This is a genomic window from Nocardiopsis sp. ATB16-24 (assembly GCF_030271535.1).
In the GTDB taxonomy this organism is placed as follows: Bacteria; Actinomycetota; Actinomycetes; order Streptosporangiales; family Streptosporangiaceae; genus Nocardiopsis.
This window is the reverse complement of the sequence record NZ_JASCXJ010000022.1, coordinates 64,949-80,620: the sequence shown is the minus strand read 5'-3', so window position 1 is coordinate 80,620 and position 15,672 is coordinate 64,949. Positions and strand designations below refer to the sequence as shown.

Below are 15,672 nucleotides of genomic sequence, written 5' to 3'. Positions count from 1 at the left end.
ACCTTTACTGCGCCCGGTGCCAGGATGGTGGTGAATCCACAAGGGCCGGTCGGTGCTCCGCCGTGGCCCAGCAGCGGCCTCCCGTCGGTGCTCCGCTAGGCTCTTCTCCAGCACCCGCGGCGCGTTGACCCTGCTCATGGCGGCCGGTCGGTCGACGACGGCACTTCAGGGCGGGGGAATGTCCGGGCGAAAATGATGTGCGATATATGAGGAGATTGATTCCGTGACCATCCGTGTAGGCGTCAACGGCTTCGGTCGGATCGGCCGCAATTTCTGGCGCGCGGTCGCCGCTGGCGGCAGCGACATCGAAATCGTCGCGGTCAACGACCTCACCGACACCAGGACTCTCGCCCACCTGCTCAAGTACGACACCGTCCTCGGCACCCTGGAAGGCGACATCGAGGTCGGCGACGACTTCATCCGCGTGGGTGACAAGAGCGTCAAGGTCCTGGCCCAGCGCGACCCCGCCCAGCTGCCCTGGTCCGACCTGAACGTGGACGTCGTCATCGAGTCCACGGGCCGCTTCACCAAGGCCGAGGACGCCAAGAAGCACATCGAGGCCGGTGCCAAGAAGGTCATCATCTCCGCCCCCGCCAAGGGCGAGGACCTGACCCTGGTCATGGGCGTCAACGACGACAAGTACGACGCCGACAACCACCACATCGTCTCCAACGCCTCCTGCACCACCAACTGCGTCGCACCCATGGCCAAGGTGCTCCTGGACAGCTTCGGCATCCAGCAGGGCCTGATGACCACCGTGCACGCCTACACCAACGACCAGGTCATCCTGGACTTCCCGCACAAGGACCTGCGCCGAGCCCGTGCCGCCGCGCAGAACATCATCCCGACGACCACCGGTGCCGCCAAGGCCACCGCCCTGGTCCTCCCGGAGTTGGAGGGCAAGCTGGACGGCATGGCCATGCGTGTTCCCGTGCCGGACGGCTCGGTGACCGACCTGGTCGTCACCCTGGAGCGCGAGGTCACCAAGGACGAGGTCAACGCCGCGTTCAAGGCCGCGGCCGAGGGCCCGCTCAAGGACGTGCTCCTCTACACCGAGGACGAGATCGTCTCCTCCGACATCGTCGGCACCTCGCCCTCGTGCACCTTCGACTCCAAGTTGACCATGGCCTTCGGCAAGCAGGTCAAGATCGTCGGCTGGTACGACAACGAGTGGGGCTACTCCAGCCGCCTGGTGGACGTGGCCAAGCTGGTCGGTTCCGGCCTGTAGCGTCCACGGCCCCATGGCCACAGGCGCGTGAGACGGCACCCCTTCGCCCGCAGTCCGCGCGAGGGGGTGCCGTCATGCCCGCCCCTCCCGGGGCCGCCGCCCGGGACAGCCCAACCCCCACCTTCCAAGAGGAGACCAGCATGCGGACGATCGACGAACTCGACGTCTCCGGCAAGCGCGTCTTCGTCCGGGCCGACCTGAACGTGCCCCTGGACGGCGACCGGATCACCGACGACGGCCGTATCCGCGCGGCGGTGCCGACCATCTCGGCGCTGCGTGAGCGCGGCGCCCGTGTCATCGTCGCCGCCCACCTGGGGCGCCCCAAGGGCGAGCCCGACCCCCGCTACTCACTGCGCCCCGTGGCCGCACGCCTGGGCGAACTACTCGGCTCGGAGGTGGCCTTCGCCTCCGACACCGCGGGAGAGTCGGCCCGCGCCACGTGCGAGGCCCTGGAGGACGGCCAGGTCGCCCTGCTGGAGAACGTGCGCTTCGAGCCGGGCGAGACCAGCAAGGACGACGCCGAGCGCGGCGAACTCGCGGACCGCTTCGCCCGACTCGCCGACCTGTACGTGGGCGACGCCTTCGGCGCCGTGCACCGTAAGCACGCCAGTGTCTACGACCTGCCCGGCAGACTTCCCCACGCCGTCGGCGGTCTGGTGCTGAACGAGGTCGAGGTTCTGCGCAGGCTCACGGGAGACCCTCAGCGGCCCTACGCCGTGGTCCTGGGCGGTTCCAAGGTCTCCGACAAGCTCGGTGTCATCGACAACCTCCTCGGCACCGCGGACCGTCTGCTCATCGGCGGCGGTATGGTCTTCACCTTCCTCAAGGCCAAGGGCCACGAGGTCGGTTCGAGTCTGCTGGAGACCGACCAGATCGACACGGTCAAGGGTTACCTGGAGCGCGCCGAGCGCGAGGGCGTGGAGATCGTTCTTCCGGTGGACGTCGTGGCCGCCGAGAAGTTCGCCGCCGACGCCGCGCACGGGGTGGTCGAGGCCGACGCGATTCCCGCCGACCGGATGGGACTGGACATCGGTCCGAGGAGCCAGGCGCTCTTCGCCGAGAAGCTCGCCGACACCAGGACGGTGTTCTGGAACGGTCCGATGGGCGTGTTCGAGATGGAGCCCTACTCCGGTGGAACCAGGGCGCTGGCCCAGGCACTGGTCGACTCGGACGCCTTCACCGTGGTCGGAGGAGGGGACTCCGCCGCGGCCGTGCGGGCCCTCGGGTTCGACGAGGCGGCCTTCGGCCATATCTCCACCGGCGGAGGCGCCAGTCTGGAGTACCTGGAGGGCAAGAACCTCCCCGGTATCGACGCCCTCGAGTAGACGGCCGTTGCTCGGGGCCTCGCCGAGCCCACCGGCGACGCCCCCGGGAGCGCGCCGGTGCCCGACCATCCGAACGACAAGGAAGTACCCACATGTCCCAGCGCCTGCCGCTCATCGCGGGCAACTGGAAGATGAACAACAACCACCTGGAGGCCATCGCGCTCGTTCAGAAACTGGCGTTCGCGCTGAAGGACAAGGACTACGACAACGCCGAGGTCGTCGTCCTGCCGCCGTTCACCGACCTGCGCAGCGTCCAGACCCTGGTCGATGGCGACAAACTCAAGATCGGCTACGGAGCCCAGGACCTCTCCGCCCACGACAAGGGCGCCTACACCGGCGAGATCTCCGGCGCCATGCTGGCCAAGCTGGACTGCTCCTACGTCCTGGTGGGTCACTCCGAGCGCCGTGAGTACCACCGGGAGGACGACGCCCTGGTCAACGACAAGGTCAAGGCCGCCTTCAAGAACGACATCGTGCCGATCCTGTGCGTGGGCGAGGGACTGGACGTACGCAAGGCGGGCCGGCACGTCGAGCACGTCCTTGCCCAGCTCGACGGGGCGCTCAAGGAGATCCCCGCCGAGCAGGTGGAGCGGATCGTCGTCGCCTACGAGCCGGTGTGGGCCATCGGCACCGGCGAGGTCGCCACCCCCGAGGACGCCCAGGAGGTGTGCTCGGCGATCCGCCGTCGCCTGGCCGAACTCTACTCGCCCGAGGTCGCGGGCGCGGTGCGCGTGCTCTACGGCGGTTCGGTCAAGGGCGACAACGCCTCCGACATCATGGCCCAGGACGACGTCGACGGTGCCCTGGTCGGTGGTGCCAGTCTCAAGGCCGACGAGTTCGTGAGGATCATCCGCTTCGAAGAGCAGTAGGAAGCAGTAGGAAACGGGTGAAACCTCCCCGTCCGTCACTCCTCGATACTCGATGGTGACGGGCGGGACGCCCGACAGGTCGTCGGGTGGGGCTAAACTTCGCTGTGGGGTTTTCCGTGCCTTGCGGTTTCCCCGCCCGTGCCGCCATGGGCACGGTAAAATCCGAAATTGTCCCCGGTCTCCTCTTTCCGGCCCCCGCATCGGCCTGGTACTGCGGTACCGCGGCCGTCGTGGACGGCGAGCGGGGGAGATCGAGGTGTCCATCCCCCCATTTCGGGGTCGAGCTACGGGTGAGCGTGTGATCCTCGGTCTGTCCATCCTCGTGATGCTTCTCAGCGTGCTGTTGGTCCTGCTGGTGCTTATGCACAAGGGCAAGGGCGGCGGCCTCTCCGACATGTTCGGCGGTGGTGTCACCTCCTCGCTCGGAGGGTCGTCGGTGGTCGAGCGCAACCTCGACAGGATGACCATCGGCGTCGGCGTCGTCTGGATCCTCGCCAGCGTGGTCCTCGGCCTGTTGATCAACAGGGGCATGTGACCCGCGACCCGCGGGAAGCACCCCGTCCACAGTCCAGCTCGCCCGAGAACCGGTGAGCGAGTTCGCCGAAGGAGTTTTTCGTGGGTAGTGGCAGTGCCATCCGTGGCAGCCGTGTCGGAGCCGGCCCCATGGGCGAGGCGGAGAGGGGAGAGGCCGCCCCCAGGGTCCGGGTTCCGTTCTACTGCGCGAACCTGCACGAGGTCGTGCCCAGCTTCGCGAGCGAGGCACTGGTCCCCGACGAGTGGGACTGCCCGCGCTGCGGTTTTCCCGCGGGCAAGGACAAGGCGAACCCCCCCTCGCCTCCGCGTACCGAGCCGTACAAGACCCACCTGGCCTACGTGAAGGAGCGCCGCAGTGTCGAGGAGGGCAAGCTCATCCTCGACGAGGCGCTGGCCAAGCTGCGCGCGGATCGTGCCGCCGTGGAGGCACAGATGAGGGTCGCACAGAACTAGGCTTCCCCGCCCAGGAGCTCCGCCTCGCCCCGTCCGTCGTCCCCCACCTCCCTCGAAGACGGAGGCCTTCGGCACCCGAGCGGACCTCCTGGCAACCGGACAGGACCCCCGAACAGGACCTGCTCCCCAGACTTACCGTAGGGCCCGTCGCGATCGCGACGGGCCCTTATGTGTGAGACGGACATCTCCGGGCGTACATGAATGTGGGCGCGATCTTTCTCATTCTCGGTACTGGTGTGGTTCGTGGGAAATACAGTGATCGCCACGTACCCCCAGACAGTCCTGTAAGGAGATGGTGTCCATGTCCACGTGCCCTACCGGCGGGGACCACGACTGGATCCTCGGAGACGACCGCAAGTTCCAGTGCGCCAAGTGCGGAGCTCACAGCGCCCGACGGTTCTGAGCGCCCGGGCCCGGCTGCACCGTTCCGCGCCCGACGAGTTCCCCCTTCTCGGTGGCGCGCCAGGTCACCGGTTCTCCGAGGGTCTCGGCCACCCCCTTGGCCCAGCGCTCCAGGCAGGCGAAGCGCTCCGGCCCCTCCGGCAACACGGTACGGCCCTGGTAGGGCATTCCGTCCAGAACGATGACCTCGCCGTTCACCAGTAGTTCGGTGTCGTACTCGTTCATGTGCGGCCTCATGGGACCGGACTCTAGCGCCCCTCGGGGCCGGACGTCCGCGTTTTGGCCGAGCACGGTCACGGCGGCGCCTCGAGGCGCGAACCACCCGGAAGGGTTGGAAGAATGGGGGCATGGCCTCCCCCGAATCACCGGACGCCCCCGCAGCGCTCTCCGGCGTGCCCCCGGACCCCGACCCTCGGCCCGAGAGCGTCTCCCACCTACGCAGATACGTGAGTCTGCGGGGACCCAACGCGCGGATGTGGATGACCGCGGCCTACTTCTCGGCCGTCCTCACCGTGGGGTTCGTCCTGGTCGTGGGGTCCATGCTCTGGCACGTGTCGCGGGAGGAGAGCACGGTCGGCTCGGTGTCCCTGTGGGCCTCCGCCGGGCTGGTCATGCTCTTCGTGGGTCCGGGGAGCAACGTCTTCCTGCTCCGGGGGCTGCCACAGCGCATCACCAGACAGGGCATCAGCGCCGACAGCGACGGCGTCACGCTTCTCCAGGAACGCAAGTGGTGGTTCCCGGGAGAGGGGACCTTCATCGCCTGGCGGGAGATCCGACGTATCCGCGAGGTGCACATCGGTGGCCGCAGGCTCACCCACTTCATCGAGTTCGTCCTGCACACGCACCGCACCGACGCCGAGCTGCCCGGCTGGGCCGAGAGCGCCGACGGCCTGGGACTGGAGGCGGTGGACGCGCCCACGCAGTTCTACGTGCAGGTGCCCAAGGATCCCAAGGAGAAGATCCTGAAGATGATCGAGCTCACGGCCCCGTCGCCCTCCATCGTGGAGCGCACCCCACCCCTACGGTGAGGTGCGGCCGTTCAGTCGCCGGGTCAGCTCGGCGGCGGCGTCGCGCACCCGACCGGCCAGCGCCCGCGGTGTCACCGGTCGCGCGCTGGGCACCGTCAGACTGATCGCCGCCGCCGGATGGCCGTTGTGGTCCAAGGCGGCGGCCGCCACCGACACGAACCCCTCGGTGACCTGACCGTCCTCGATCGACCAGCCTTGGTGACGCTCCTCGGTCAGCACCCGACGCAGCTGGGCGGTCGTGGCCGGGCCGCGCCCGGTCCGGCTGGTGAACGACGCCGCGTCCGGGTACAGGGCGCGCACCTGGGCGCGCGGCAGCCGGGCGAGTATGGAACGGCCCGAGGCCGTCAGATGGGCGGGCAGGCGTACCCCCACCCCGGTGATCAGCGAAGGGGCGTGTGGAGGCTGCTCCTTGAGCAGGTACAGGATGTCGGCGCCGTGCAGGATGCCCAGATGCGCGGTGGCGCCGGTGGACTCGGTGAGCTGGTGCAGCAGGGGACGTGCCAGACGCTCCACACCGTCGTGCCGCAGGTAGGCGGAGCCGATCTCGAAGGCGGCCACGCCCAACCCCCAACGGCGTTCCTCGGGCAGACGGGTGACGAAACCCTCCTCCGCCATGGCCTCCAGGAGCTGGTACACGCTGGAGCGGGGGATCTGGAGTTCGTCGGCGATCGTCGAGGCCGACACCGGCCCCGGACGGGTCGCCAGGAAACGCAGCAGCCGCAGCGCGCGGGTGGCCGCCGGAACGAGGCTCATGCCCCGATGGTCCCACAAGGGGCGGGGCCGTACCCGTCGACGGGGAGGGCGGTACGCGGACTCCATGGCCCTCGCGCGGGTGGCCGTGGTCGGGGGCGGCCTCGATGTGGAGGAGAGCGTGAGGGCCTCATCGCCGACGCGGCCCACGTGTCGGTGGTCGGACGCCGGACCGCGCTCCGGTCACCGGTCAGGCACGGTCCGCGACGACCTCCCTCCGTGAGGCGTCCCGAGGAAGGAGAGCGATCCGGGATGTCTGGTATTTCGGACAAAACTCCCGTGTCGGCACTTCCGGACGAGTGATGGGCACGATCCAATGGGACGCATGTCCACAGCAGTTCCTTCCGTCGTCATCGGCGACGCCCCGCTCACCCCGGCCCAGGTCATGGCGGTCGCCCGTCACGGTGCACGGGTCACTCTCTCGGAGGAGGCCCGCAAGGCCCTCCGGCACGGACGCGAGCGGGTGGAGGTCCTCGCCCGCGGCGATGTCCCCGCCTACGGGATCAGCACCGGCTTCGGCGCGCTCGCCACCCGCCACATCGCTCCCGACCTGCGTGCCGACCTGCAACGGTCCCTCATCCGTTCGCACGCCGCCGGCACCGGCGCGGAGGTGGAACGCGAGGTCGTCCGCGCCCTGATGCTGTTGCGCCTGCGTACCCTGGCCTCGGGCAACACCGGAGTGGAGGTCGTCACCGCCGAGACCCTCGCCGCCCTGCTCAACGCCCACATCACCCCGATCGTGCACGAGTACGGCAGTCTCGGCTGCTCCGGTGACCTGGCGCCGCTGTCCCACGTGGCGCTCGCGCTCATGGGGGAGGGGCGGGTACGCGACGCCTCCGGCGCCTCGCTCCCGGCCCACGCCGCTCTACGAGAGGCCGGGATCCCGCCGGTGGAACTGGGCGCCAAGGAGGGCCTGGCGCTGATCAACGGCACCGACGGCATGCTGGGCATGCTCGTCCTGGCCTGCCTGGACCTGGAACGCCTGCTCAAGGTCGCCGACGTCACCGCCGCGATGAGCGTCGAGGCGCTCCTGGGGACCGACCGCGTCTTCTCCGAGGAGCTACAGCGGCTGCGCCCACACCCGGGGCAGGCGGCCTCCGCGGCGAACCTGCGCCGACTGCTCGCCGGATCACCGATCGTGGCCTCCCACCGCGGGCCCGACTGCCACCGGGTCCAGGACGCCTACTCACTGCGCTGTGCCCCGCAGGTGGCCGGAGCCGCCCGCGACACCCTCGCCCACGCCCTGCTCGTGGCCGAACGCGAACTCGACAGCGTCATCGACAACCCCGTGGTCCTGGACGACGGCCGGGTGGAGTCCAACGGCAACTTCCACGGCGCTCCCGTGGCCTACGTACTCGACTTCCTGGCCATCGCGGTCGCCGACACGGCCTCCATCGCCGAGCGTCGCACCGACCGCATGCTCGACGTGTCGCGCTCGCACGGGCTTCCCGCCTTCCTCGCCGACGACCCCGGTGTGGACTCCGGCCACATGATCGCCCAGTACACGCAGGCCGCCATCGTCTCCGAGCTCAAGCGCCTGGCCGTTCCCGCCAGCGTCGACTCCATCCCCAGCTCCGCCATGCAGGAGGACCACGTGTCCATGGGCTGGTCGGCGGCCCGGAAGCTGCGTCGCGCGGTGGACGGCCTGGCCAGGGTCCTGGCGGTGGAGCTGCTCACCGCCGCCCGCGCCCTGGACCTGCGCTCACCACTGGAGCCCGGTCCCGCGACCGGAGCGGTGTTGCGGGCCGTCCGAAGGACGGTCCCCGGTCCGGGGCCCGATCGCCACCTGGCCCCCGAGATCTCCGCCGTCACCGACCTGGTCACCGACGGCACGGTGATCGAGGCCGCCGAGTCCGTCGTCCCCCTGGTCTGAGAACCCCCGAAGGAGAGCGCCTCATGAGCACCCCGCGCACCGTCCGCGCCGCGCGCGGAAACACCCTGTCCACGAAGGGCTGGCAACAGGAGGCCGCCCTGCGCATGTTCCACAACAACCTCGACCCCGAGGTGGCCGAGCACCCCGAGGAACTGGTCGTCTACGGCGGCACCGGCCGGGCGGCGCGGGACTGGCGTAGTTTCGACCGCATCACCGCGGCCCTACGGGACCTGGAGGGCGACGAGACCCTGCTCGTACAGTCGGGTCGCCCGGTCGGCGTCATGCGCACGCACGAGTGGGCTCCCCGCGTGCTCATCGCCAACGGCAACCTGGTGGGGGACTGGGCGAACTGGCCCGAGTTCCGGCGCCTGGAGGCCCAGGGCCTGACCATGTACGGCCAGATGACGGCCGGTTCGTGGATCTACATCGGTACCCAGGGCATCCTCCAGGGCACCTATGAGACCTTCGCCGCCGTCGCCGCCAAGCTGAGCGGTGCGCGAGGCGACGGCGGGGGGACCCTGGCCGGGACCATCACCCTCACCGCGGGGCTCGGCGGCATGGGGGGCGCGCAGCCGCTGGCGGTGACCATGAACGACGGTGTGGCGATCGTGGTCGAGTGCGACCCCAGCCGGATCGAGCGCCGCATCGAGCACCGTTACCTGGACGTGCGCGCCGACGACCTGGACCACGCGCTGGACCTGGCGGTCCGAGCGCGCGACGAACGACGTCCACTGTCGATCGGTGTGCTCGGCAACGCCGCGGAGGTCTTTCCCGAACTGCTCTCCCGGGGAGCCCCGATCGACGTGGTCACCGACCAGACCTCCGCCCACGACCCGCTCTCCTACCTGCCCTCGGGGGTCGCCTTCGAGGACTGGAAGGCACTGGCCACGGCCGAGCCCGAGGAGTTCACCGCCCGAGCGCGCGAGTCCATGGCCGCGCACGTGGAGGCGATGGTCGGCTTCCAGGACGCGGGCGCCGAGGTCTTCGACTACGGCAACTCCATCCGAGACGAGGCGCGCATCGGCGGTTTCTCCCGGGCCTTCGACTTCCCGGGGTTCGTGCCCGCCTACATCCGACCCCTGTTCTGCGAGGGGAAGGGGCCGTTCCGCTGGGCCGCGCTGTCGGGCGACCCCGCCGACATCGCCCGCACCGACCGGGCGATCCTGGAGCTGTTCCCCGACAACGAGCACCTGGCCCGGTGGATCCGCATGGCAGGGGAGCGGGTCGCCTTCCAGGGGCTGCCCGCCCGTATCTGCTGGTTGGGACAGGGCGAGCGGGCCGCCGCCGGGGCGAGGTTCAACGAACTGGTCGCCTCCGGAGAGATCTCGGCGCCCCTGGCCATCGGACGTGACCACCTGGACACCGGTTCGGTGGCCTCTCCCTACCGTGAGACGGAGGCGATGAAGGACGGCTCCGACGCCATCGCCGACTGGCCGCTGCTCAACGCCCTGGTCAACACCTCCTCGGGGGCCTCCTGGGTGTCCATCCACCACGGCGGAGGCGTCGGTATGGGGCGTTCCCTGCACGCCGGCCAGGTCAGCGTCGCCGACGGCACGGACCTGGCCGCCGCCAAGTTGGAGCGGGTGCTCACCAACGACCCGGCCATGGGCGTCATCAGGCACGTCGACGCCGGTTACGAGGAGGCCGATCGCGTCGCACGCGAACATGGCATCCGCGTTCCGATGCGCGACGGCGGGTGAGTGGCGTCGGGGCGCCCCGGGCGGCGCCCCGACGGACCGCGTCCCGCCCCTGGCCCGACACATCCGCCCTGACGTGGGAGAACGATCCTTTGAGCGACCAGCAGACCGTTTCCGGACCCGAGACGTTCGATCGCATGTGGGCCGACCTCGTGCCCCTCGGCCGCGATCCCGACAGCGGCGGGTACCACCGACACGCCTGGAACGGCGCGGACACCGAGGTACGCGCCTGGTTCACCGAGGCCGCCGTCGCGCGCGGACTGGACGTGCGCGCCGACCGCAACGGAAACCTGTGGGCCTGGTGGGGCACCCCCGGACCCGGTGCCGTGGCCACCGGCTCCCACCTGGACTCGGTCCCCGACGGCGGGGCGTTCGACGGCCCCCTCGGCGTGGCCTCCGCCCTGGCCGCCGTGGACGAGCTGCGCGGCCGTGGCCTGACCCCCACCCGCCCGCTCGCCGTCACGGTGTTCGTGGAGGAGGAGGGGGGCCGGTTCGGAGTCCCCTGTCTGGGCAGCCGGCTGACGGCTGGGGAGATCTCCCCCGAACGCGTGCGCGGCCTCACCGACGCCTCCGGCACCACCTGGGCCCAGGCCATGGAGGCCGCCGGGCACGACCCGCACGCCATCGGCGCCGACCCCGAGGCTTTGGCGGGCCTGGACGCGTTCGTCGAACTGCACGTGGAACAGGGCCGGGCCTTGGAGGAGACCCCGCATCCGGTGGGGGTGGCCAGTGCGATCTGGCCGCACGGACGCTGGAGGATGGACTTCACCGGCCGCGCCGATCACGCGGGGACCACCCGCCTGTCCGACCGCAGTGACCCCATGCTGCCCTTCGCGCACGCCGTCCTGGCGGCACGCGCGCTGGCCGAGGAACACGACGCGAGAGCCACCGTCGCCAAGGCTCGGATCGCACCCAACGGCACGAACGCGATCCCTTCCTCGGTCAGTGCCTGGTTGGACGCCCGCGCCGCCGACGGGGCCGTGCTCGACGCGATCGTGGACGGAGTGCGCGAGGTCGCCGCGAAGACCGCCCGCGAACACGGGGTGGAACACGCCATGGTCAACGAGTCCCTCACCCCGCTGGTGTCGTTCTCGCACGGGCTGCGCGACCGGCTGGCCGCGGTGGTCGCCTCACGCGCCCCCGACCCCCGGGTGCCGGTGCTGCCCACCGGGGCCGGACACGACGCGGGCGTGCTCGCCGCACACGTGCCCACCGCGATGCTGTACGTGCGTAACCCGACGGGGGTGTCGCACTCGCCCCACGAACGAGCCCGGCCCGAGGACTGTCACGCCGGGGTGCTCGCCCTGGCCGACGTGCTCCAGGACCTGCTGGAGCGCCCCGTCGATGAGGGGGAGGGATGAGTCCGAAGGCGGCGACGGCCGAAGGAGCCGTCACCGGTGCGCGTGCGCGCGGGGACGGCAGACCCGGGGGAGCGGGCGAGCACCACGTGTGGTGCGAATGGGCCTGGACCGGAGCAGGGGGCGATGCCCCCGAGCGCGGTGTGCTCGTGCGGACGGCCGCCGGTCGTATCACCTCGGTGGAGGCCGGGGTGCCGGCGCCCGCCGACGCCGAGACGTTGGCCGGACTCACCCTCCCCGGGCTCGCCAACGCCCACTCCCACGCCTTCCACCGCGCCCTGAGGGGACGCACCCACGCGGGTGCCGGTTCCTTCTGGACCTGGCGCGAGGCCATGTACCGGGTCGCGGAACGCCTGGACCCCGACTCCTACCACCGGCTCGCCCGAGCGGTCTACGCCGAGATGGCCCTGGCGGGAATCACCTGTGTGGGGGAGTTCCACTACCTGCACCACGCCCCCGGTGGGTCCCGCTACTCCGACCCCAACGCCATGGGGCACGCGTTGACGGCGGCGGCGGCCGACGCCGGAATCCGCATCACCCTGTTGGACACGTGCTACCTGTCCGGTGGCCTGGACTCCCGTGGTGTCCACCGACCCCTGTCCGGTCCACAGTCGCGGTTCGGCGACGGGGACACCGGTCGGTGGGCGGACCGCGTGGACTCCTTCGTCCCCGAGGGCGATCACGTGCGCGTGGGGGTGGCCGCCCACTCGGTGCGCGCCGTTCCCGCCGAGCAGTTGCCCGACGTCGCCGAGTTCGCCGCGCGGCGCGGGGCCCCGCTGCACGTCCACGTCTCCGAACAACCCGCGGAGAACGCCGCCTGCCTGGCCGCCCACGGCCGTACCCCCACAGCCGTCCTCGCCGACGCCGGTGTGCTCGGAGAGCGCACCAGTCTGGTCCACGCCACCCACCTGACCGACGACGACGTCGCGGCCGTCCGTCGGTCGGGGGCCACCGTGTGCCTGTGTCCCACCACCGAACGCGACCTGGCCGACGGTCTGCCCCGCACCGGCGACCTGCTTCCCGCCCCGCTCAGCCTGGGTACCGACCAACACGCCCAGACCGACATGTTCGAGGAGGCCAGGGCGGTCGAACTCCATGAGCGCCTGCGCACGCACCGTCGCGGCACCCTGGACACCGGAGGGCTGTTGCGCGCCGCCACGATCCGGGGACACACCTCGCTGGGGTGGACCCGACCTGTGTCCGACGAGGGTGCGGGCGGGTCCGGGGAGGCGCGGCCACGACCGGACGCGGGGGTGCTCGCCCCCGGGGCCCGGGCCGACCTGGTCAACGTCGCCTTGGACGGCGTCCGACTGGCCGGAGCCGACCCCGCGCGTGCCACCGACGCCGTGGTCTTCGCCGCCACGTCCGCCGACGTGCGGCACGTCATGGCCGACGGGCGCTGGATCGTCCGCGACGGCGTCCACCTCCGGGTGGAGGGGACGGCCCGGGAGCTTCGCACCGTCATCGAGGAACTCCATGTCTGACCCCTCCCCGATCCGGGAGGTCGGGCGTCGCGGCCCCGGATCTCCCGGGCGGCCGATCACCACTTCCCACCACGTTCTCGGGGAGGCCGTCCCCCTCCCCGTCCGAAGGCGGAGACATCCACGGAGGAACACAGATGAGCAGCGTGCCCCGGAGCATCGTCATCGACGACATCGCCACCCTGGTCACCAACGACCCCTCGCGCGGGCGTGGGCGGGTGGGCGAGATCGAGGACGCCGCCCTGATCATCGAAGGCGGTCGGGTGGCCTGGGCGGGGCCGCGCGCCCAGGCACCGGCGGCCGACGCGCGGGTGGACGCGGCGGGGCGCTGTGTCATCCCCGGCTTCGTCGACAGCCATTCCCACATCGTGTTCGCGGGTGATCGCAGTCGCGAGTTCGCCGCCCGGATGAGCGGCCGACCCTACTCGGCGGGCGGTATCCGCACCACGGTGGCCGCCACCCGTGAGGCCTCCGACGCCGACCTGCTCGCGGGGGCGCGGCGCCTGGTCCGCGAGGCGCGGGCCCAGGGCACCACCACCCTGGAGGTCAAGTCCGGCTACGGTCTCACCGTCGCCGACGAGGAGCGTTCCTTGGCCGTGGCCTCACGGGTGACCGACGAGGTCACCTTCCTCGGGGCGCACGTGGTCGCTCCGGAGTACGCCGACGACCCTCAGGGCTACGTCGACCTGGTCACCGGTCCCATGCTCGACGCGTGCGCGCCGTACGCCAGGTGGATCGACGTCTTCTGTGAACGCGGAGCCTTCGACGAGGAGGCCTCACGTCGCGTCCTGGAGGCCGGGGCGAAGCGCGGCCTCCAGGCCCGTGTGCACGGCAACCAGCTGGGGGAGGGGCCGGGTGTGCGCCTGGCGGTGGAACTGGGCGCCGCGTCGGTCGATCACTGCACCTATCTGACCCCCGAGGACGTGGACGCCCTGGCACAGGCCGCCGCGAGGCCGGAGCCCACCGTGGCCACCCTGCTGCCGGGTGTGGACTTCTCCACCCGCCAGCCCTACCCCGACGCCCGCGCGCTCATCGACGCCGGTGCCCTGGTCGCCCTGGCCAGTGACTGCAACCCCGGTTCCTGCTTCACGTCCAGTCTGGCCTTCTGTATCGCGATCGCGGTCCGTGACATGGGGATGACCCCGGACGAGGCGATCTGGGCGGCCACCGCGGGGGGAGCACGGGCCCTGCGCCGTACCGACGTGGGGCATCTGGCTCCCGGGGCGCGCGCCGACCTGACCCTCCTGGAGGCCCCCAACCACCTCTACCTGGCCTATCGCCCCGGTGTTCCGCAGGTCGCGGCGGTCTGGAAGGACGGGGAGCTGGCGTCCGGGCGGCCCTGAGCACGTCGGTCCCGCACATGGCACGGGGCCGACGGTCACGAGGGTGACCGTCGGCCCCGCGCGTGGTTGACGCGATGAGGTCCGGTGTCGTGGGGCGGGCTCGCCCCGGTCCTACTGGGCCGCGCTGCCCGCGGCCTCGGCGGAGTTCTGGGTGCTCTCGGCGGGCGTGGCCTTCTTGGCGCGGCGCCTCTTCACCGGGCGCGAGTAGTCGACGAGCGGCTCGAAACGGGCCTCGTGCTCCTTGAGGCAGTCGGTGCACGCGTCGACCTCGCGGACGGTGCCCTCCCAGGCGAACTGGATGACCTCAGTCGCCTCGACCTTCTCCTCACGGACAGCGTGGGGGTCGCAGTACTTGCGGGTGAAGACCTCGGTGACCACGGCGGGGATTTCCCTTCGGTATCGCGTGAACAGTGCGGACCCCTCATCATACATGTGTACGAAAGCGCGCGCCGACTGCACGCCGGATGCGCCGTCACGGGTATCGGGGTCGCCTCGAAGCCTAGCGAAGTTTCGAAGGGCCGTGCGCCCGTGCCGATCGACGGTTCCGTGATGACCAGGGGATCCGTGGCTCCGCGGAAGGCCGGTGCGGACTTGTTCGACGCGACGCGCTCCGAGGTTGTGATGCTTTCGCCATGCGCCTTATTCGTGCATTTTCTATTGAATGTCCTTTTCTGTGTTGGGTGAACCGTTTTCTTCGGCCGATTCGTGCATATGCCGAACTCGAGAAGAGAAGTGTCGCTAGGGTATTCCTTTATCCGGGAGGAACAGCCGACTTCGGTCGATCCGCTCGGTTTCGGCGCCGCGTGTCCGGTGTGCGGTGGAAAGGGTGGACACCCGGGGGAAGGGTGTCCGGAAAAGGAACGGGGGAGGGCCGTGGTCACGTATATGGAGGGTGGACACAGGCGAAGGTCAGGGGGTCGGGGAGAGCACCCCTCACCCGAAGGGGGCGGGTCCGTGGTGGACCGTCGACGTGACGCGCGCAGGGCGCGCGCCTACGAACGTATGTCGGTCGATCCGTCTTTCGTCGCACTGAGGAAAAGGTTCGCACTCCTGGCCGGAGCGCTGGTCTCGGTGTTCCTGTCCGGTTACCTTTCCCATCTGTTGCTCGCGGCTTATGCGCGAGACCTCATGAGCGTGAGGATCGCGGATTCGGTGAACGTGGCCCTGGTCATGGGCGTGGGGCAGTTCGCGCTGACGTTCGTCCTCGCCTGGGGGTTCGTCCGACTGTCCGAGCGCGCCCTGGACCCGCTCGCTCGCGAGCTCGTGGAGAAGGGCCGCGAGGAGGAGGGCGCCGAGGGGACGGAGGCGCGCACATGGTGACGGCCCTTGAC

The 15,672-nt window shown here is 70.5% G+C and carries 15 protein-coding genes; 12 read left to right on the top strand and 3 right to left on the bottom strand.

Features of this window, described 5'->3' with window-relative positions:
- The first annotated feature begins 223 nt into the window (after window positions 1–223).
- The 5 genes from gap (at window position 224) to PFX91_RS20185 (ending at window position 4,409) form a co-directional block, all read left to right on the top strand.
- Window positions 224–1,228 (top strand): type I glyceraldehyde-3-phosphate dehydrogenase, encoded by a 1,005-nt coding sequence (gene gap / locus PFX91_RS20205; RefSeq protein WP_285734210.1) that lies wholly within the window; start codon window positions 224–226, stop codon window positions 1,226–1,228.
- 140 nt (window positions 1,229–1,368) lie between these two features.
- Complete coding sequence (locus tag PFX91_RS20200; protein WP_285734208.1) at window positions 1,369–2,553, top strand: phosphoglycerate kinase; 1,185 nt, start codon at window positions 1,369–1,371, stop codon at window positions 2,551–2,553.
- A gap of 92 nt (window positions 2,554–2,645) precedes the next feature.
- Window positions 2,646–3,422, top strand: coding sequence for a triose-phosphate isomerase (tpiA, locus tag PFX91_RS20195; RefSeq protein WP_285734207.1), 777 nt, complete (start codon window positions 2,646–2,648; stop codon window positions 3,420–3,422).
- Between the two features lie 298 nt (window positions 3,423–3,720).
- Window positions 3,721–3,957, top strand: coding sequence for a preprotein translocase subunit SecG (gene secG / locus PFX91_RS20190; protein ID WP_285734244.1), 237 nt, complete (start codon window positions 3,721–3,723; stop codon window positions 3,955–3,957).
- Between the two features lie 80 nt (window positions 3,958–4,037).
- Window positions 4,038–4,409, top strand: coding sequence for an RNA polymerase-binding protein RbpA (locus PFX91_RS20185; RefSeq protein WP_285734205.1), 372 nt, complete (start codon window positions 4,038–4,040; stop codon window positions 4,407–4,409).
- A gap of 381 nt (window positions 4,410–4,790) precedes the next feature.
- Here the strand turns inward: PFX91_RS20185 and PFX91_RS20180 are convergent, their stop codons facing one another.
- Window positions 4,791–5,048 carry a stalk domain-containing protein gene (locus PFX91_RS20180; protein ID WP_285734203.1) on the bottom strand — a complete coding sequence of 86 codons (258 nt, stop codon included), beginning with the start codon at window positions 5,046–5,048 and terminating at the stop codon, window positions 4,791–4,793.
- A gap of 110 nt (window positions 5,049–5,158) precedes the next feature.
- Between PFX91_RS20180 and PFX91_RS20175 the strand changes: the two genes are divergently transcribed.
- A complete protein-coding gene (locus PFX91_RS20175; protein WP_285734201.1) occupies window positions 5,159–5,839 on the top strand; it encodes a hypothetical protein in 681 nt (226 codons plus the stop codon).
- On the opposite strand, the gene PFX91_RS20170 is transcribed toward PFX91_RS20175, so the two are convergent.
- Window positions 5,831–6,592: an IclR family transcriptional regulator gene (locus PFX91_RS20170; protein WP_285734199.1), complete on the bottom strand. Its 762-nt coding sequence runs from the start codon at window positions 6,590–6,592 to the stop codon at window positions 5,831–5,833. The two genes, PFX91_RS20175 and PFX91_RS20170, sit on opposite strands and share 9 nt — an antisense overlap.
- A gap of 322 nt (window positions 6,593–6,914) precedes the next feature.
- Between PFX91_RS20170 and hutH the strand changes: the two genes are divergently transcribed.
- From hutH to hutI, 5 genes are all read left to right on the top strand, one after another.
- A complete protein-coding gene (hutH, locus tag PFX91_RS20165) occupies window positions 6,915–8,462 on the top strand; it encodes a histidine ammonia-lyase (protein ID WP_285734198.1) in 1,548 nt (515 codons plus the stop codon).
- A gap of 23 nt (window positions 8,463–8,485) precedes the next feature.
- Window positions 8,486–10,162, top strand: coding sequence for a urocanate hydratase (gene hutU, locus PFX91_RS20160; RefSeq protein WP_285734196.1), 1,677 nt, complete (start codon window positions 8,486–8,488; stop codon window positions 10,160–10,162).
- 134 nt (window positions 10,163–10,296) lie between these two features.
- Window positions 10,297–11,520 (top strand): allantoate amidohydrolase, encoded by a 1,224-nt coding sequence (locus PFX91_RS20155; RefSeq protein ID WP_502888343.1) that lies wholly within the window; start codon window positions 10,297–10,299, stop codon window positions 11,518–11,520.
- The gene (locus tag PFX91_RS20150) at window positions 11,517–13,001 is read left to right on the top strand and encodes a formimidoylglutamate deiminase (RefSeq protein WP_285734192.1); all 1,485 of its coding nucleotides are present in this window, start codon (window positions 11,517–11,519) and stop codon (window positions 12,999–13,001) included. Before PFX91_RS20155 ends, PFX91_RS20150 begins: the two co-directional genes overlap by 4 nt.
- 134 nt (window positions 13,002–13,135) lie before the next feature.
- A complete protein-coding gene (gene hutI, locus PFX91_RS20145; RefSeq protein ID WP_285734190.1) occupies window positions 13,136–14,341 on the top strand; it encodes an imidazolonepropionase in 1,206 nt (401 codons plus the stop codon).
- Between the two features lie 111 nt (window positions 14,342–14,452).
- Here the strand turns inward: hutI and PFX91_RS20140 are convergent, their stop codons facing one another.
- Window positions 14,453–14,719, bottom strand: a complete 267-nt coding sequence (locus PFX91_RS20140; RefSeq protein ID WP_285734188.1) for a hypothetical protein — start codon at window positions 14,717–14,719, stop codon at window positions 14,453–14,455.
- A 576-nt stretch (window positions 14,720–15,295) separates the two neighbouring features.
- Here PFX91_RS20140 and PFX91_RS20135 point away from each other — a divergent pair.
- Complete coding sequence (locus PFX91_RS20135) at window positions 15,296–15,661, top strand: DUF485 domain-containing protein (RefSeq protein ID WP_285734186.1); 366 nt, start codon at window positions 15,296–15,298, stop codon at window positions 15,659–15,661.
- Window positions 15,662–15,672 lie beyond the last annotated feature (11 nt).